At 57.1% G+C, this 21,907-nt stretch carries 1 protein-coding gene; it reads right to left on the bottom strand.

Going from position 1 to position 21,907, the window contains the following annotated elements; translation table 11 throughout:
* Positions 1–5 precede the first annotated feature (5 nt).
* Positions 6–21,899 carry a M10 family metallopeptidase C-terminal domain-containing protein gene (locus tag WBY09_RS03550; RefSeq protein WP_336232009.1) on the bottom strand — a complete coding sequence of 7,298 codons (21,894 nt, stop codon included), beginning with the start codon at positions 21,897–21,899 and terminating at the stop codon, positions 6–8.
* Positions 21,900–21,907 lie beyond the last annotated feature (8 nt).

Raw genomic sequence — 21,907 nt, 5'->3', positions numbered from 1 at the left:
CTTGATCAGTTGCCAAAGCCGAAGTCATCGGCATCCAAATCATCCGGATCATTGACGCCCATCAGCGTGACAGAGGCATCGTTGCCCAGTTCAATGACGACATTGCCATCGGTATCGAGATGCATGTCATTCAGGACCTGGTTGAAGTTGTTGTAGTTCCATTCCGACAGATCGATGATGTCTTCGCCCGGCGTGAAGTCGGTAATGATGTCATGCCCATCGGCTTTGCCGATCTGGAAGGTATCCCAGCCAGTCCCGCCGGTCAGGGTGTCATCACCGGCGCTGCCATAAAGATGGTCATCGCCCGAGCCACCCAGCAACAGGTCATCACCGGCATTGCCCCAAAGCGTATCGTTACCGGCACCGCCATCAAGGGTGACATCGCCATAGCTTTCGGTGTCGCTGGTCAGATCAATGATGTCGTTACCGTCACCGGCCTCGATCACTTCGATGCCGCTGATGCGGACATTGGCATCGCCGTCGCTGACGTCATCATCGAGGAACAGGGCGTCATTGCCGCTGGTCATTTTCAGGGTGTCGATACCCTCGCCACCAGTGAAGACATCGTTCGACTGGTTATAGCCACCCAGATTGACGGTCTCGCCAGTGCCAGTGTCACCACCCTCGTTATGGCCCCAGCCATTGCCATGGAAATGGTGATGACCCCAGCCACTGTCATTCTGATGACCATCTTCGCCCGGCGAACCATTGTTGACGGCGTACCAGTTGTTATCCCAAACGCCATCGGCGTTGTATTGCAGGACATCATCGCCCGCACCGCCATTCAGAACATCCTGACCGGCACCGCCCGTGATCGTATCAGCGCCCGAACCACCCCACAGGGTGTCGTTGCCTGCACCGCCATCAATCACGTCGTCGCCAGCGTTGCTCCAGACGATGTCATCACCGGTGCCACCAAGAATGGTGACATCACCATAAGACAGCGTATCACTGGTCAGATCGATGATGTCATCGCCGTTACCGGCATCAATGACTTCGATATTGGAGATCCGCGGGCTGGTGCCCGGATCGGTCAGGCGATCTTCAAGGAACAGGGCGTCGTTGCCGCTGGTCATTGCCAGGGTATCGGTGCCCGAACCGCCATCAATGATGTCTTCGGAACGATTATAGCCCGAAAGATTGATCTGTTCGTTGGTGCCATCCATGCCCGGATCGCCAACGTTTTTGGCAGCATAACTGCCGGTCCAGCTCGCATCCTTCTGGTATTCGATGTAATCGTCGCCAGCACCGGCATCGATCAGGTCCGAACCGCGGCCACCATTGATGCTGTCATTGCCATCGCCACCCCAGATGGTGTCATCCCCGTCGTCACCGCCAAGGATGTCATTGCCATCAAGGCCCGACAGCAGGTTCGCGCCATCGTCACCGAACAGATAGTCGTTGAAGTTCGAACCAATCAGGTCTTCGATCGAGCTTAGCTTGTCATTGCCTACGCTGCTGCTTGCGGTGCCGCTTTCAAGGTTTGCGGCAACTGCCGTGGTCGAGTTGGCATAGCTTGCAGTATCGCGACCGGCACCCCCGACAAGGCTGTCATGACCAGCACCACCCATCAGGGTGTCATTGCCGGCATCACCATAAAGCTTGTCGTCGCCATTGCCGCCTTCGATGGTGTCGTCACCATCACCGCCATAGAGACGGTCGTTGTTTTCGCCGCCATCAATCACGTCGTTGCCCGCACCACCCAGGATGCTGTCATCGCCGGTACCGCCATTGATGGTGTCATTGCCAGCTTCGCCATACAGCTTGTCCTGACCCTGACCACCGGTGATGGTATCAGCACCGTCGCCACCCCAGACGCGGTCATCACCCGATCCGCCATCAAGGGTATCGTCGCCGGTGCCGCCGGTAAGGCTGTCCTGACCACTGCCACCTTCGATCAGGTCGTTGCCATCATCACCCGAAAGCGTGTCATCGCCGTCACCACCATACAGGCTGTCATTGCCTTCCATGCCACTGATGGTGTCCTGACCATTCAGGCCATAGACCGTGTCATCGCCGGCAAGGGCGGCAATCGTGTCATTGTTGCTGGTGCCATAAAGCAGATCATCATACGGCGTCGGGCCGGAGGCCTGTTCGACACCGACAAACATGTCCGCCTTAAGCTGGCTCATTGAGATGCCAACAAGTGTGAGCGTCCCCTGACCATTGAGATTGATCACGGTGTCGTTGCCGACCTGGGTCATCTGGCCTTGCAGATCACCCCAGTCATCAATGTCGAGCGACGTCAGATTGATTTTGTCTTCGTTGGTGTTGAAGTCGGTAACGACCTTATTGCCGGAATTGTTCGATACGATGATTTCGTCCGCACCCGCACCGCCGGTGTAGGTGTCATCACCCGCACCGCCATCAAGCGTATCATTGCCCGAACCACCCAGCAGGGTATCGGTGCCATCGGTTCCGGTCAGGGTGTCGTTGCCGGTACCCCCATCGAGAAGGTCATTGCCATTGCCACCCGACAGAACGTCATCGCCGTCACCACCGAGAAGCGTATCGTCACCATCACCGCCAAGCAGGGTATCGTTGCCGATGCCACCATCAAGGGTGTCATTGCCAGCATCCCCCGACAGCAGGTCATTGCCTGCGCCACCGGCGATGCTGTCATTGTCATCACCGCCATACAGAACGTCGTCGCCGCCTTCGCCATCAAGCGAATCATTACCGGCAGATCCGTAAATGGTGTCGGTTTCGTCGCCACCGGTGATGGTGTCGTCACCTTCCATACCGTCGATGTAATCATCGCCGCCGCCGCCATCCATGACGTCGTTCCCGGCATGACCGATCAGGGTATCGTCACCGGCATTGCCTTCGATGACGTCGTCGCCTTCGTTGCCTTCGAGGCTGTCATTACCCGACCCGCCGGAAATCACATCATTGCCGCTGCCGCCGGTGATGGTGTCATTCCCATCGCCACCCGAAAGCGTGTCGTTGCCTTCCATGCCATTCAGCGTGTCATTGCCAGCACCGCCATCGACGGTGTCATCACCGGCAAGCGCATCGATATAATCATCCTCGCTGGTGCCCAGCAGGACATCATCAAACTGGGTCGGGCCACCATCATTTTCGATACCGACAAACATGTCGGATGAAACGTCATTCAGGCGGACACCACGCAGCGTGACAGAGCCCTGATCGCCAAGATCAATGACCGTGTTGCCATTCACTTCGGACAGAAGCGGGGCCAGGTCAGACCAGGTGCTGATATCAAGCGCATCGAGCGAGATTTGATCAACGCTGGTGTTGAAGTCCATGACGACCTTGTCACCGATCAGGCTGGTGACCTGAACAACGTCGGCACCCGAACCGGTATGGATGACGTCATCACCGGCGCCACCATCGATGGTATCGTTGCCCTGATCGCCATAAAGCGTGTCGTTGCCCGCACCACCGTCAAGGTAGTCGTCGCCACGTTCGCCATGCAGCGTATCGTTGCCTTCGCCACCGATCAGGGTATCGGCACCATCGCCGGTCCAGATGACGTCGTTGCCCGCACCACCATCGACGGTGTCTTCGCTGATGTCGGCTTCGACATTGTCAAACGTGTCATTGCCCGCACCCAGATCAACTTCGTTGTTCTGGCTGTTGCCGTAGACATAGTCGTCATGAGCGGATGCGATGACTTTTTCGAAGTTTGCAAGGATGTCACCAACCGCATCGCCGCCAAAGGCACGCCCGCCCTCACCCGGATTATGGGTATGGGCATCGGTGTCACCGAGGAAGATTTCAACGCCTTCGCCGGATCCTTCGTAACTGATGGTGTCGCGGCCATCACCACCATCAAGATAGTCGCCACCAGCACCACCTTCGATGGTGTCATCACCGGCACCACCGAGCAGCGTGTTGGCACCACTTGATCCGGTCAGGACATCTTCGCCGTCCGAACCGATGACGTTTTCGATGTTGCTGATCGCATCCGTCCCGGTTTCAGCCGACGTCGCAGTACCAGCCGACAGATCCACCGTCGCACCGTTGGCAGCCGACATATCAAGCGTATCTTCGCCGGCGCCACCATCAAGGGTGTCGTCGCCTGCCGCTGCCATCAGGGTATCGTCACCGGCACCGGCATCGACCACGTCGTTGCCCGCGCCATCATCAATGACGTCTGCACCATTACCAGCAGCAATCGTGTTGTTGGCCGCATCACCGGTAATGGTGTCTGCCGCGGCACTGCCGATCACATTTTCAAAGCCGGAAATGGTGTCATTGCCGGTTTCAGCACTGCTTGCCGTACCGGCCGCAAGATCAACCGTCGCACCGCTGGTGGCATCACTGAGGTCAAGGGTGTCGTCACCTTCGCCACCGGCAAGGGTGTCATCACCTGCACCTGCCATGACGGTATCGTTGCCCGCACCACCATCGACGATATCGGCACCTGCATCGGCAGTGATCACGTCGCTGCCTTCACCGCCACTAATGGTGTCATTGCCTTCACCGCCATCAAGGATGTCGTTACCGGCACCACCTTCAAGCAGGTCATCACCCGCACGACCCGAAAGGGTATCGTTGCCCAGCCCGCCGGTCAGGGTGTTGTTATCGTCCGAACCGGAAAGCCTGTCATTGCCGTTCGAACCAATGAGGTTTTCGATGCTGGAAAGCTTGTCGGTTTCGGTTGTGCCGACCTTGGCCGTACCGGTCGCAAGATCGGCATTTACCGGGTTGCTTGCGTTGCTGTAATCGGCGGTATCATTGCCGTCGCCACCAACAAGGGTGTCGTTGCCAGCACCGCCCGAAAGCGTATCGTCACCGGCACCACCATCAAGAATGTTGGATTTCGCATCACCAGCGATTGTGTCGTCATGATCCGAGCCGACGACGTTTTCGACATGATAGATCGCGTCATTGCCGGCACCACCGGTTGCGGTGTAGTTCGCCAGATCAACATCAACAGCCGACGTCGCATCGTCATACATGACGACGTCTTCATCCGCACCACCGACAATGATGTCATTGCCCGCACCACCGCGCAGGGTATCGTCGCCGATACCACCCTGCAGCGTGTCATCGCCAACACCACCATCGATGATGTCGTCGCCATAGCTGCCATCAAGGTAATCGTTACCCGCACCGCCATCCAGATTGTCATGGCCAAGTTCGCCATTGATGGTGTCGTCACCCGCATTGCCCCAAAGGGTATCGTTACCCGCACCACCATTGATGGTGACATCGCCGTACGAAATGGTGTCGCTGGTCAGATCGACCACGTCATCGCCAGAACCGGCATTGATGACCTCAACCCCGTCAAGGCGTGCGCCATCGGTCGTGGTTTCATCAACGGTCGTCTCAAAACTGATCGAACGAACAAAGAAGTCACTGCTGTCCGAACCTGTTGAGCCATTGGCGTAGGGCTCGCTTTCAAACGCGATATAGCGGAATTCGACCGCATTGCCGCTGCCATCGGTGGCGTTGATGGTTGCCGTGCCGACACCATTGCTGGTGTAATCGATCGTGCTGTCATCAAGCGTGCCCGAAGCGACAAGGTTGCCGTCAGCATCAAAAGCCTTCCATGACCCGATCTCGCCGCCGCCTTCACCGGCCATCAGGTTGGAAACCTGAACCGTGGCGGTCGAGGCATCTGCACCAAGATCGACAACGATGGCTTCGCTTTCGCCGGACTGGGCATCGTGGTTGATCTGACCACCAGCGATACCGCCGCCGTCATTACCGATGCCATTGCCATCAAAGTTGACCGCGTCATCCGCCGCCGCAAGGTTCAGTTTGCCATCGCCATCGACATAGGAAGTACCAAAGTCAAAGGCATAGAGATTGGCATCAGACCAAGCCGCCTCGACATCCGCAGAGCTCGCCGATTCTGTCAGGCCAAGGGTGCGGGTTTCGGTCGTCGACGTGGTGGTCTGACCATCACCCAGTTTGGAACCATCAAGCACCAGTGCATCACTGCCATCGGTCATATCAAGGGTGTCATTACCCTCGCCACCAATGAAGGTATCATCAGAGATATTCTTGCCGCTGATATCGGCAATATCGCCGGTGCCATCAACACCCGGGCTGCCGGTGTTTTCGGTGGTATCACCGCTGGTGGCTGTTCCGTCGGCTTCGAAGTTCAGAACGTCGTCACCAGCCCCGCCGTCAAGGGTATCGTCACCAGCGCCGCCGCTGAGTTCGTCGTTATCGGCACTACCAGTTAAGGCGTCGTCGCCTTCACCACCGGTCAGGGTATCGTTGCCAGCACCACCATCGAGGCTGTCATTGCCTGTGCCACCGTCCAGGGTGTCGGCACCGTCATTGCCAAGCAAGGTGTCATCACCCGCACCACCCGTAACCGTATCGTCACCGGCAAGGGCATCGATGGTGTCATCATCATCGGTCCCTTGCAGGGTATCATCGTACGGGGTCGCGCCATCAGTGATGTTGTTGAAATCATCAGCACTCAGGTCGCTGAGAGCAACATTGACGAAGGTCACCGTACCGCCAGCCGGCAGGTTCAGGACTGCGTTACCGTCGCCGTTCTCACTTAGCAGCGGAACCAGATCACCCCAGCTTTCGAGGCCAAGATCATCAATCGAGATTTTGTCTTCGCCAGGAGTGAAGTCGCTTACGACATCATCATCGGTGCCATCGGCAAAGATGAAGGTATCCGCACCGGCACCACCGGCAACCGTGTCATCACCAGCACCGCCATCAATGGTGTCGTCACCGGCACCTGCATTGATGACGTTATCTCCGTTCGATCCGGTAATCTGGTCGTCGCCAGCACCGGTCGTGACATTTTCGAAGTTCGAGAACTGATCATTGCCGGTTTCAGCCGAGCTCGCCGTACCCGCACCAAGATCAACAACAGCACCACCCGTTGCGTTCGACATATTCAGGGTGTCAGTGCCGTCGCCACCATCAAGGCTGTCATTGCCTGCACCGGCGATGACCGTATCATCACCGGAACCGGCCAGAACAAGGTCGCTGCCCGCGCCATCGGAAATGACGTCGTTGCCCGCACCACCATCAATCAGATCGATGCCATCGCCACCATCAATGGTATCGGCACCGGCACCAGACGAAATGGTGTCGTCGGCGCTACTTCCCGTGATGGTGTCATCACCGGCACCCGTAACGACATTTTCAAAGCCGGAAATAACATCAGCACCGGTTTCGCTGCCGTTGGCTGTGCCATCCTGCAGATTGACCGCGACATCCGCGTCGACATCGGACATATCGAGCGTGTCAAAGCCGTCACCCCCCGAAAGGGTATCGTTGCCAGCACTGCCGACCACTGTGTCATTGCCCGCACCGGCATCAACGATGTCATTTCCTGCACCGGCATTGATGTGGTCATTGCCATCACCGGCGCTGATGCTGTCATTGCCTTCGTTGGTCCAGACGGTGTCGTCACCCGTTCCGGCATCAACCGATACATCGCCATAGGATTCCGTCTGGCTGGTCAGATCGACAACATCGTCGCCGGCTCCTGTGTCGATGACTTCGACGCCAGAAATCGACGGTGCGTTCGATCCATCGGCATGATCATTATCAAGAATGATGGCATCACCGGCCGACGTGCCGACAAGGGTATCAACACCTTCGCCTCCATCGAACTGATCATCGCTCAGACCAAGGCCTTCAAGGTCGGCAACATCGCCGGTGCCATCAACACCCGGGCTACCGGCATGGTCGGTTTCATCGCCGGCCTGACCGATACGGTCGGCTTCGAACTGAAGAACGTCGTTACCGTCGCCACCATCAAGGGTGTCGGTTCCTTCGCCACCGCCAAGCGTATCGTTGCCACCACCGCCAATGACGGTGTCATCGCCCGAACCACCACCGACAGTGTCATCACCATCGCCGCCGTCAACGGTATCGTTCCCATCGCCACCATCGACTGTGTCATTCCCGGCACCGCCGCCGACAGAGTCATTACCACTGCCACCGCCAACGGAGTCATTGCCGTCGCCACCATCAACGGTATCGTCGCCGTCACCACCATCGACCGTGTCATCACCGCCGCCGCCGCCAACAGAATCATTGCCGCTACCGCCACCGACGGAGTCATCACCGTCACCACCGTCAACGGTATCGTTGCCATCGCCACCATCGACGCTGTCATTGCCGCCGCCGCCATCAACCGAATCATCGCCGTCGCCACCGCCAAGGGTGTCTTCACCCGGCGTGCCGACATTGTCGATACCCGTGAAGTGATCCGGGGTCAGATCGCCCACAGCCACACCGGACAGGGTCACCGTACCGCCAGCTGGCAGGGTAATAACCGCACCGTCAGGGCCGTCAGACAGCAAGGGTTGCAGATCGGTCCAAGCCGAAATGCCCAGATCCGGCAGCGAAATCGTATCCGACGTCAGATCGAAATCAGTGACAAGGTCGGTGTCCGTGCCGTCTTCGAAGACAAACGTATCCGCACCGTCACCACCCGAAAGCGTGTCGTCACCAGCACTACCATCAAGGGTGTCGTTGCCAGCACCACCGTCAATCACGTTGGCATCGTCCGAACCGGTAATGACGTCAGCGCTATCCGAGCCGGTGACATTTTCGAAGTTCGCAATGGTGTCCGATCCGGTGTTGGCACCACTTGCCGTACCGGCCGCCAGATCAACCGTCACACCACCCGTGGTGCCAGACAGATCAAGGGTATCAATACCGTCGCCGCCATCGATGTCGTCATTGCCGCCATCAAGGGAAACGGTGTCATTGCCCGCACCGGCATCAATCGTGTTGTTGCCAGACGATCCGGTAATGGTGTCATCACCATCGGTCGCGATGACATTTTCGAAGCCCGAAATGCTGTCGCTGCCGGTTTCACCGCTGCTTGCGGTGCCTGCGCCAAGATCAATGGTCGCGCCATTGGCATCCGACAAATCAAGGGTATCGTCGCCGTCGCCGCCCAGCAGGACGTCATCGCCAGCACCGGCTTTAATGGTGTCATTACCAACACCACCGTCAATGGTGTCAGAACCTTCGCCGCCATCCAGGACGTCGTCACCCGCACCACCATCAAGGGTGTCGTTGCCGGCACCGCCATTGATGTTATCAGCACCCTCGCCGCCCAACAGGACGTCATTACCATCATTTGCCCAGATGGTGTCATCGCCCGCACCGCCATCGACCGTGACATCGCCATAGGAATGAGTGTTGCTGGTCAGATCGACAACGTCATTGCCTTCGCCAGCATCGATGTTTTCGATATCAACGATGGACGGGTTGGCCGCACCGTTCTCATGATCGCGATCAAGGATGATCGCATCATCACCGGAACCGGCAACCAGCGTGTCATTGCCTTCGCCACCAACGAAGCTGTCATCAGACAGGTTCTTGCCAGAGATATCGGCAACTTCACCAGTCCCATCGGTGGTCGGGCTCCCGACATGGTCGGTGGTGTCGCCTTCTGCGGCAACATTGTCACCTTCAAACGACAGGACGTCATCACCGGCACCGCCATCAATCAGGTCGGCACCTTCGCCACCGGCAAGCGTATCATTGCCCGCATCGCCCGAAAGCGTGTCGTTACCAGCACCACCGGCAAGCATGTTGTCGCCCGTCGAACCGGTCAGGGTGTCATCACCCGCGCCACCGGTCGCACCTTCGATACCATCGAGGGTATCGGTGCCATCGGTCGTCGTGCCCGTGCCGTTTTCAAGATCGACAACCACATCATCGGTCTGGTCGGAATAATCGACGATATCGTCGCCGTCGCCGCCGATCAGGGTGTCGTTACCCGCACCGCCCGAAAGCGTGTCATTGCCTGCGCCACCATCAATGACGTTGTCGAACTCGTTACCCGCCAACGTGTCATCATGGTCGGAGCCAATTAGAGTCTCGAAACCATCAATCGTGTCATTGCCTGCACCACCGGTTGCAGTACCGGCACCAAGGTCGACATTCACGCCACTGTCTGCGTCTTCGTAGGACAGGACATCTTCGCCCTCGCCGCCGATCAGCGTGTCATCTCCGCCCTTGCCAAAGACCGTGTCATTGCCTGCGCCACCGTCCAGAATGTTGGCGTTTTCATCACCGATCAGAACATCATCGCCATTACCGCCGGTGACGTTTTCGATGCTTTCAAGGGTATCGTTGCCAGCCTCACCCGTCGCTGTGCCTGCACCCAGGTCAACGGTGACGCCTTCGGTCGTGTCGGAATAATCGGCGGTATCACTGCCATCGCCACCACGCAGGGTATCGTCACCTGCGCCACCGATCAGCGTGTCATTGCCTTCGTCACCATAGATATCATCGTCACCGGCCTGACCGTCGACGATGTCATCGCTTTCAAGGGCATGGATTTCGTCACTGATCTGGCTGCCGGTGATGTCATCTTCGAACTCGGTGCCAAAGATGGCGTCATAGCCAAAGAAGTTTTTCTGACCAAGATCATCGACCGAGACACCTTCAAGCGTGATGCTGTCGCCATCACCAAGGGTGATGACGGCATTGCCGTTTTCATCATCGGACATCTGGTCACGAAGGGTGGCATAATCCTCGATGCCGTAAGCCGACAGATCAATGATGTCTTTTTCGACGTCAAAGTCGGTCACGGTGTCATTGCCGCTGCCCGGCTCGAGCACGATCAGGTCTTCGCCTTCGCCGGTGATCAGGACGTCATCACCCGCACCGCCAACAAGGGTATCGTCGCCCGAACCACCATCAAGGGTGTTGACCCCGTCGCTGCCGATCAGGGTATCGGTGTAATCGGTCCCGATGACGCGTTCGAAATTCCGAACGATATCGTCCCCGCCGCCACCGGTCGCATATTCCTTGATCAGATCGACTGTGACACCCGCATCGACATTGGAATAGTCAACGGTGTCGATATCATTTTCGCCGTTGCCACCATCAAGGATGTCATCCCCGGCATCGCCATAGACCCAGTCGCTGCCAGCGCCGCCTTCGACAATATCGTCGCCTTCGCCACCGCTGATGGTGTCGTTGCCAGCTTCACCCAGAAGGATGTCGCCACCGGTGCCACCGTTGATGATGTCGTCGCCGGAACCGCCGCTGATTTCGTCGATGCCTTCGCCGCCATCAATAACGTCGTTCCCGGCGCCAGCATTAATCGCGTCGCCACCGGCACCGCCGGAAATGGTGTTGTTGCTCTCGTCACCGGCAATCTTGTCGTTAAAGTCGGAGCCAACGACATCTTCGATATCGATCAGCGTATCATTGCCCTGACCGGTTGCGGTGCCCGCGGCCAGATCAACATCAACGCCCTGATCGGCACTGCTGTAATCGGCGGTATCGGAACCTTCGCCACCGTCAAGCACGTCATCACCAGCACCTCCGACAAAGGTGTCATCCCCGGCAAGGCCGGTCAGGGTATTGTTTTCATCATTACCGGACAAAGTATCGTCAAACAGGGTACCGGTGACGTTTTCGATGCCTTCAAGGACGTCATCACCATCACCACCGGTAACGGTTCCCGCCTCAAGGTCGGCATTGATACCTGCGCCTTCGGTCGAGTAATCGGCGGTATCATTACCGTCACCACCACGCAGCACATCCGATCCGGCATTGCCGACCAGCGTATCATCACCGATACCACCATCGACGGTATCGTTGCCTTCGCCACCGATCAGGCGGTCATTCCCGGCACCACCATCAATCGTGTCGTCGCCTTCAAGGGCGTTGATGATGTCATCGCCACTGCCGCCGATCATTTCATCGGCGTTTTCTGAACCAAGCTGAACTTCAACACCGATGAAGTTATCGGCAGTCAGCTCTGACGGGGTGACGCCTTGCAGGGTGATGGTATCGCCGCTGTCAAACGTGATGGTCAGATCACCATTGGCGTCCGTGCCAAACATTTTCTCAAGCGCACCATAACCGGCAATATTGAAGCTGGTCAGGTCAATAGTATCGACGAGCGGATTGAAATCGGTAACAGTATCCTGTCCGTCGCCCGGATTGAAGATCACCTGATCCGAACCGCTTCCAAGTGTCAGCGTGTCATCACCCGCACCGGCATCAAAGATGTCATCCCCTGCACCACCGATAAAGGTATCGCTCTGTGCGCCACCGATGAAGGTGTCGCTGAACTCGGAACCACGGATTGCCTCGATGCCTTCAAGGGTATCGGTACCGGTTGCTGTGCCGGATACGGTATTGTTGCTGGTATCAACTGTGACGGCAGCCTCGGAGTCGACATAGCTTGCAGTATCAAAGCCTTCGCCACCAATCAGGCGGTCATCACCGGCACCCGACAGCAATGTGTCGTTGCCTGCGCCACCATCAAGCGTATCGCTGCCAGCACCACCTGAAATGATGTCATTGCCCGCGCCACCTTCGACAAGGTCATCGCCGCCGCCAGACGAAATAACATCGTTACCTTCGCCGCCAGAAATAGTATCAGCGCCGTCGCCGGTATTGATGGTGTCATTACCCGCACCGCCATCGACGACATCAGCGCCCTCGCCGGTGGTGATGACGTCACTACCATCGCCGGCATTGACAGTGTTGTCGCCGTCACCTGCATTGATAACGTTGCCATTGTCGTCGCCAGTGATCAGGTCATCGCCGTCGCCGGTCGTGACATTTTCAATATTGGTAAAGGTGTCGGTATCAATGCCATTGGTGGCTGTGCCGTCGGTGAAATCAACGGTCTGGTCGCCGGAGAGATCACTCAGATCAAGTGTATCGTTCCCTGCACCACCGTCGATGGTGTCGCTACCAACACCGCCGCGCAGCGCATCATTGCCAGCACCGCCCAGAAGGACGTCATCGCCTGCACGACCATCAAGGATGTCATTGCCCGCTTCACCAGACAGTGTGTTTCGTTCCCCATCCCCACGAAGGGTATCCGCGCCAACGCTACCAGTGATGTTTTCAAAGTTCGAAATCGTATCACTGGTGCTGGTTGCGCCCGTCTGAAGATCAACTGAAACACCTGACTCACCGGTAAACGAGAGGGTATCTTCGCCCTCGCCTCCGTCAAGCGTATCGTTACCCGCACCGCCGGAAATAGTATCGTTGCCAGCGCCACCTTCGACAACGTCATTCCCGGCACCACCGGTGATGCTGTCATCGCCGTCGCCGGCAAGAATGGTGTCGTTGTTGCCACCACCGGTGATGACGTCATCATGGTCAGATGCAATGATCTGTTCGATGCCACCAAAGGTGTCGGTACCGGTATCTTCACCGGTTGCCGTGTTGGTGCCCAGATTGATATTCAGGCCGGACGCAGCATCCGAGTAATCAAGCGTATCGGCACCCGAACCACCAATATAAGTGTCATCGCCAAGTTCACCGACGAAGCTGTCATCGCCTGCGCCGCCATCAAGGATGTCGTCTCCAGCACCGCCGATCAGCATGTCGTTACCGGCACCGCCATTGATCACGTTATCGGCTTCGTCGCCCGTGATGGTGTCATTAAATTCTGTACCGGTGACGTTTTCGAAACCGGAAATCGTGTCATTGCCATCTGCGCCGGTCGCAGTTCCAGCAGACAGATCAATGTTCTGCGCCCCGGTTGCCTCGGAATAATCAAGGGTATCGGTCCCTTCACCACCCGACAGGGTGTCATCACCCGAGCCACCGGAAATCACGTCATTGCCAGCGCGACCTTCAATCGTGTCATTACCCGCCCCACCCGACAGGGTGTTTGCCGCATCCGAACCACCGATGCTGTCATTGGCATCCGAGCCAATCACGTCTTCGATGTTGCTCAGCAGATCGGTACCGTCAGATTTGGCGGCCGAACCGGCTTCAAGGTCAACATCAACGCCGGTTTCGCTGTTGCTGTAATCAATTACGTCCTGACCGGCGCCACCATCGATCACGTCATCACCGGCACTGCCGTTGATAATGTCGTTCCCGCCGCCAGTCAAAATGGTGTTATCACTATCCGAACCGGTAATAACGTCGTTCCGGTTCGAACCGATTACATTTTCAACATTAAGAACCGTATCACCAGTGTCTTCGTCGGTTTTACCCGTCGCAAGGTCGAGGGTTATCCCCTGCTCTGCACCGGAGTAATCAACCGTATCAATCCCGTCACCACCATCAATCAGGTCTTTGCCAAGGCCACCGATCAGGGTGTCGTCACCGACACCACCAAGAAGGGTGTCGTTACCTTTGCCACCTGACAGAATGTCATCACCCCCCTCACCGGACAGGACGTTGTTCCCCTGATCACCCGTGATGGTGTCATCAAAATCAGAGCCGCTGAGATTTTCGATACCCGAAAGCGTATCATTGCCAAGCCCGGTTACAGTGCCCGCGCCCAGATCGGCCGTAATACCGCCGGTCGCATTACCGTAATCAACGCCATCAACCCCGGTACCACCGCGCAGCACATCATCGCCGCCACTTGCGATCAGGGAGTCATTGCCTGCGCCAGCATCAATCGTGTTGGCACCAGCATCGCCAATCAGAATATCGTCGTGGGCCGAACCGGTGACGTTTTCGATGCTTTCAAGCGTGTCTTCACCCGCCGCACCACTTGCCGTTTGTGCAGCAAGGTCAACAGTAACCCCGCCCTCGGCATTGGTGTAACTTGCGGTATCTTTGCCCGCACCGCCCGACAGGGTGTCATCCCCGCCCAGTCCTTCAAGGATGTCGTCACCTTCGCCGCCTGCGAGGATGTTATCGACATCAGAACCAATCAGGACATCATTGCCCGCACCGGCAACGATGTTTTCGACATTCCGAATCTGATCATTGCCACTTTGTGCCGTGGCCGTCCCGGCGTTGAGATTGACATTGATACCAGCAGTTTCGTCGGAATAATCAACTGTATCGACGCCTGTGCCACCATCCAGGATATCATCACCTTGACCGCCAATCAGGGTGTCGTCGCCAGCACCGCCAAAGATGCTGTCATCGCCTTGAACACCATCAATGATGTCGTTGCCATCAAGACCCGACATCGTGTCCCGACCATCGGTCCCCGACATGGTGTCATCACCAGACGTTCCGACAATGTCACGCACCCCGATGAAGTTGTCTGCGGTGATATCTTCAAGGCTGACACCTTCAAGCACCATCGATGTGCCTTCGCCGAAATCGATGACAAGGTCACCGTTTTCGTTTTCGGACATCATCTCGTAAAGCGCGCCGTAGGTATCAACACCAAGAGCACGAATATCAATCTGGTCCTCGCCAACGGCAAAGTCGGTGATGGTATCGGTTCCGGCATCCGGACCAACAACGTAAACATCCGCCCCCGTCCCACCGGTCAGGGTGTCATCACCCGCACCACCGGTGATGGTATCAGCACCGGCCCCGGCATTGATAACGTTGTTACCGTCATCGCCGGTGATGATATCGGCCTGGCCAGAACCGATGACATTTTCAACGCCACTAATGCTGTCAGTACCGCCGGCATTGCTCGCCGTTCCTGCCGACAGATCAACGTTGACCGCACCGCCATCCGCATAGGTTACAGTGTCGTCGCCATCGCCACCTTCGATGGTGTCACTGCCTGCGCCACCGATCAGAAGGTCGTCGCCGGCACCACCATCAAGGATGTCGTCACCAGAACCACCGGAAAGGATGTTGTTGGCATCGTCACCAATCAGGGTGTCGTCGTGATCTGAACCCAGAACACTCTCAATACTTTCAAGGGTATCGTCGCCAGCGGCACCACTTGCAGTCCCCTCGGAAAGATCAACGGTTACAGAGCCGTCGGCATCGCTGTAGTCAGCTGTATCTGTACCATTACCGCCGACAAGGGTGTCGTTGCCTAGGCCGCCGACGAGTAAGTCGTTGCCCGAACCGCCCAATACGGTGTCATTGCCTTCACCGCCTGAAAGCCTGTCATTGCCTGTCCCACCAAGCAATGCGTCATCACCGGCACCGCCGGAAATGGTGTCATTACCAGCACCGCCGGACAATGTGTTGGCACCATCATTTCCGATGATCGTGTCGTTCTGGTTTGAACCAAGAACATTTTCGATATCAATCAGTGTGTCTTCGTTCCCGAAACCGCCGATGCCAGCTTCGAGATTGACTGAAACGCCACCGCCGGCCGAATAGTCAACAGTATCTTCGCCGTCACCACCGTCGATGACATCCCGACCCAAGCCGCCGGAAATGGTGTCATCACCGCTGTTACCGAAAATTGTGTCGTCACCTGCACCGCCGGCAATCGTATCATTGCCCGCAAGGCCATCAATCACCTCGGCCGCCAAGGATCCTTGCAAAACATCATTGCCCTCGGTCGCGCCCAGGGTTTCAATGTCAATAAAGTTTTCCGCAGTCAGGTTTTCGGGTGAAACACCATTCAGGACGATAGTGCTGTCATTTATAGTAATGACTGCATTACCCGCATTGTCCGTACCGAGCATTTTCTTGAGTGCTTCAAAGTTCGGAACATTGAAGCCAGCAAGATCAATCTTGTCTTCTGCCGGATTGAAATCTGTGATGACGGACCGGCCAGTCTCGGCACCAAAGACAAAGGTATCAGCACCTTCACCGCCGGAAACAACATCGTTGCCGCCACCTGCAGTGATGGTGTCATCGCCAGCGCCACCTTCGATGACGTTACTAAACTGATCGCCAGTCAGCACATCATCGAAATCCGAGCCGACAATATTTTCGACAGAGCTTAGCGTGTCGTTGCCATCCGCACCCGATGCCGTGCCCACAGCAAGATCGACATTTACGCCACCGGATGCATCGGCATAGGTAACGGTATCGGAGCCAAGACCACCCGAAATCCGGTCATTGCCGGCGCCACCCGCAATTGTGTCGTTACCGGCACCGCCATTGAGCACATCATCGCCAGCACGACCATCAAGAACATCGTTACCTGCGCCCCCATCAAGCACGTTCGCAGAGTCATCGCCGGCCAGAGTGTCGTTAAAGGACGAGCCCGTGACATTTTCAAAGTTGGCAATTGTATCAGTGCCGTCAGACACAGTTGCCTGTCCGGTCGCAAGGTCGACAACAACACCACCGTCAGTACCCTGATAGCTCAGGGTATCGTTACCATCGCCACCATCAAGATCATCATTGCCGGCACCGCCATTGATCGCATCGTCACCCGTACCGCCGGTAATGGTGTCAGTGCCGGTTCCACCGGTTATGAAATCATTGCCAGCACCACCATCAATCGTATCGTTTCCGGCACCGCCGGAAACCACATCGTTGCCGTCTTTGGCGCTAATCACATCACTTCGGTCAGTACCAATCAGAACGTCCCTGTCCTCGGTACCTTCCAGCGAACGGATGCCCTTGAAGTTGGCATAGGTCAGGCTATCGGGATTAACACCTTCAAGGGTAATGACAGCATCGCCAACCGAAATCGTCGCATTGCCCGCCGCGTCTTCGCCGATAAAGTCGGCGACATCGGAGAACAGCTCAAGACCGTCAATACCCTGAATATCAATGACGTCGTTCACAGGATCGAAATCGGTGACGAGATCATTACCGCTGTCCGCGCGGACAACGAAGGTATCGGCACCCGATCCACCGGTCAGCGTATCGTCACCGCCGCGACCATCAATGGTATCGCTGCCCGCACCACCGAGGAAGATATCGTCACCACCGCTGCCCAGCATGGTGTCGCTGGCCGATGAACCCTCGATCTTCTCAAAACCGGAGATAACGTCGGTAAAGTCGTTTCCGGAAACCGTTCCAGCCTCGAGGTCAACCGTCACGGCCGACCCAGGACCTGTCACACCAGCGTTATAGCTTAGGGTATCGTTGCCATCGCCACCAATCAGGGTGTCATCACCGGCACTGCCAAAGACAGTATCGTCGCCAGCACCGGTATTAATGATGTTGTCGACAGCGTTGCCATAAACGATGTCGTTACCAGAACCTGACACAACGTTTTCAAAGCCCGAAAGGGTGTCATTGCCGTCACCGGTTGCCGTGCCGGTCGAGAGGTCAACCGTCACACCGCCATCAACGTCGGTATAATCAACAGTATCGTTCCCAGCACCACCAGACAGCACGTCATCACCGCCGCCACCGGAAATGGTGTCATCACCAGCCATACCCGAAAGCGTATTCGCGCCATCGTCACCGGAAATGACATCGTTGTTTGCAGACCCGGTAATATTTTCAATGTTGGAAAGCTGCGCTGTCCCGGAACCCATCGTGGCGGTGCCGTTCGCAAGATCGACATTCAGCCCGGACTCATTGCCAAAGGAAACCGTATCATTGCCATCGCCACCATCGATGGTGTCGTTACCGCCAACGCCGCGAATGACGTCATCCCCCGCGCCGGTCGAAATGACATTGGCGTCACTGGACGCAATGACAGTGTCATCGCCAGCACCAGTAATTACGTTCTCAACACTAACCAGTGTATCAGTTTCGCCGGTTTGGCCGTCACGCGCGGATCCATCCTCGAGATTAACTTCCTGACCGCTTTCGCGCGCACTCAGATCAAGTGTGTCACTGCCTTCACCGCCAATGAGGGTATCGTTGCCTTCTTCGCCAACGAACAGGTCGTCGCCGTCGCCGCCATCAAGGGTGTCATTGCCACCACGACCAACAAGCGTGTCATTACCCGCACCACCGCGCAAAACGTTGGCACCGTTATCGCCGTAAAGTTCGTCATCATAGGCTGAACCGGTCGCATTCTCGATACGATCAAGAATATCGTTGCCATCGGCACCCGTCGCCGTTCCTGCACCAAGGTCAACCTGAACACCGCCATTGGCGCCGGAATAGTCGACAGTATCAATACCTTCCTGACCGCGCAGGGTATCGTTGCCCGCACCGCCCGAAACCGTATCATCGCCATAACCGCCGGAAATGACATCGTCACCACCCCCACCGCTGAGCGTATCGTCGCCGCCATAACCATAAAGCGCGTCGTTGCCATCAGTGCCAGCACCGACGTCATTGTCTTCGGTTTCAAAAATACGACCGAAACCGCGGAAATCATCCGCACTTAGGCTGTCGCTGCTGACACCTTCAAGGGTGAGCGTGCCCTGATCCCCGAAATCGATAACGGTGTTGCCGTTGCCATCATCGGACATCATGGTTTGCAGGGTTGCAAAGTCCTGAATGCCGAGTTTGGAAAGATCTATAATGTCTTCCGAATCGGCAAAATCAGTGATCGTGTCATTGCCGAAATTCTCGGTCAGCTCAAAGTCGTCAGCACCCGAACCACCAGTCAGGGTGTCGTCCCCCGCACCACCAGTCAGCGTATCGATACCGGCACCGCCCTCAAGGATGTTGTCGGCATCATCCCCCGCAATGTGATCGTCAAAGTCGGAACCGACGACGTTTTCCACCATCTGAACGACGTCATTGCCCGCACCGCCCGTCGCGGTTTCGTTGGCAAGGTCAACCGTGACGGCACTGTCGGCATCGCTATAGCTTACAGTATCGACACCACTGCCACCCTGGATGTGATCATCGCCTTGGCCCCCACGCAGGAAGTCGTCACCGGATCCACCCGCCATAACATCATTGCCGGAGCCACCCACCAGAAGGTCGTTGCCAGCCCCACCCTGCAGTACGTCGTCGTCATCGCCACCAAACAGGCTGTCGCTGCCATCACCGCCTTGCAGGATGTCGTTGCCGCTTTCACCGCGCAGGACATCATTGCCCCCACCACCCTGCAAAAGGTCATTGCCAGCGCCGCCTTCAAGCGTGTCATCGCCGTCATTGCCCTGAAGGGTGTCATTTCCGCTATCCCCCCCGAGGGTATCTGGCTCGTCGTCGCCCTGAACGATGTCGGCCGCACCTGACGGATTATTGTCAAAGGCGTTGGAGTCGCCATCATCAGCATCGGTTACGTCGCCATCCGCTTCAGCGTCGGTGCCGCCGGTTGTTTCACCACCCGTTGCGTCCGCGCCCGAGGTTGCATCGCCAGAGGTTTCTTGTCCGGCGTCACCTTCGGGTGCTGCGCCTGCTTCGACGCCTTCGGTGGTATCACCCGATGTGGTTTCTTGGCCTAGGGTCTCATCGGAAGTTGAACCTGCATCAGACGCCTGATCGCCATCAGCGGCAACATCACCTGATCCTGCCTCGCCGGAGCCTTCTGCCGGTGTTTCGTCGCTGCCTTCGCCAGTGGTTTCAGAACCAGCTTGTGGCTCAGTCGTCTCAGCGCCGGATGTTTCACCGGTTGCTTCGTCTACCGGCTGCTCAGTACCTTCGCCCGCAGCATCACCGGAATCCGCACTGCCAGTATCGGTTGCACCACCTTCGGTATCGCCGGAACCCAGCGTATCTTCACCGCTGCCAGCAGAAGCACTGTCGGAACTAGTTTCTCCGCTGGTTTCGCCGCCAGATGTGTCTTCACCAGAGGTTTCGGTGCCCGCACCAGCTTCTGAACCTGCACCAGAACCCGTATCAGAACCGTCGACGACTTCACCGCCGTCAGAGCCTGAAGCTTCTTCTCCGCCGGTTGCGTCACCAGAATCGGAACCACCCGTGGAAGGTTCCGTCTCACCTGATGCGGTTTCGCCTGTCGTGCTTCCACCGTCCGTCGATCCGGAAGTTTCGCCCGAAGACGCACCGGTTTCGTTACCGGTCGCTTCGGAACCGGATGCAGCACCTGAACCGCCATCGGTTGGTGTTTCCGACGCGCTATCGCCGGTGCTGCCCGTTTCGTCTGTGCTTTCTGAACCGCCAGATGTGGCTTCGCCCGAGGTGGTATCTTCCTGTGCTTCAGAACTGCCCGTTGAACCGGTTTCCGTTACCGCATCGCCAGTCGTGGTTTCACCGGAACCGCTGGAATCACTGTCGGTCCCGCCATCACTCTGGGTGGTTTCTTCACTGCCGGATGCATCGGTCGCGCCATCACCGGAAGCCTCATTAGAAGCCCCGCCAGAGGTTTCACCAGAATCTGTCGAACCCGCTTCCCCGGTGCTGCCGGAACCAGTTTCCGTACCACCGGCTTCCGTACCGCCTGTGCCACTATCGCCTGTCGCATCACCGCTTGCGGCACCATCGGCTGCGGTACCGGTATCGCTTTGCGACGGCGTATCTTGCGCGTCATTTGTGCGACCAGCGCCGGACTCCAGATTGACTTCAACACCCTTATCAGACTGGCTGTAATCAAGGGTATTTTCGCCCGCGCCACCGTCAACAACGTCCGCACCGTCGCTTGCGGCAAAGGTGTCGTCACCATCACCACCCGACAGGCTGTTATTGCCGGAATCACCCGTCAGAACATCATTGCCCGATGTCCCACGGAGATTTTCAATATTTTCAAAGGACGTCCGATTGGCACCAGTGGCATCGGTCGAGGAACCTTGCGAAAGATCGGCGCGCACGCCGTCAGAAGCCCCGTCAAATGACAGGGTATCTTCGCCAGCACCGCCATCAATGCTATCAACGCCGCCGCCCGGCAAAATCACATCATCGCCATCCGAACCGATGATGATATCGTCGCCTGACCCACCTTCAATCACATTGGCTTCGCCATCGGTGGAGGCAGCATCCCCGCCCTCCGTCGCGACAGAAACTTCGTTGATCTGCGGGACATCCACCAGCGTCACATTGGCAAGATCTGCCTTCGACACGCCCTCGAAAATCACCTTGTCGCCGGTGGCAAACACGATGAAGGCATTGCCAGACGCATCTTCGCTGGCCAGCGCCATGAGCTCGCTGACACTGTCGACGCCAAGGTCGCCAAGTGCCAACACATCTTTGTCAATGTTGAAGTCGGTGATGGTGGTTTGCTCGAAACCACTTTGGAGCACGAAGGTATCGCGTCCTTCGCCGCCGGTAACAACATCCTCACCCTCGCCCGATTCGAAAATGTCGTCGCCTTCGCCGCCAATCAGGGTGTTGTCACCACCATCGCCCACCAGAACATCATCATAGGCAGTGCCGATCACGTTCTGGATGTTGGTGAAAACCTGCGTTGCAGCGGATTGTGAGTTGCCCTCGCCCGAAGAGCCTGCCCCAGAATCATTTTTGACCGCAGCAGAATCCCCTTCTGCGCGGTCATCAAGAACCTGATCAATATCGGTGTCGGTAATTCCAACACCGTCGTCTTGGTTGGCGGGCGAGACCAAAACACATA

Source organism: Thalassospira sp. CH_XMU1458 (assembly GCF_037027205.1).
Taxonomy (GTDB): domain Bacteria; phylum Pseudomonadota; class Alphaproteobacteria; order Rhodospirillales; family Thalassospiraceae; genus Thalassospira; species Thalassospira tepidiphila.
Note: the sequence above shows the minus strand (reverse complement) of the source record. Positions and strands in the feature narration are given on the sequence as shown.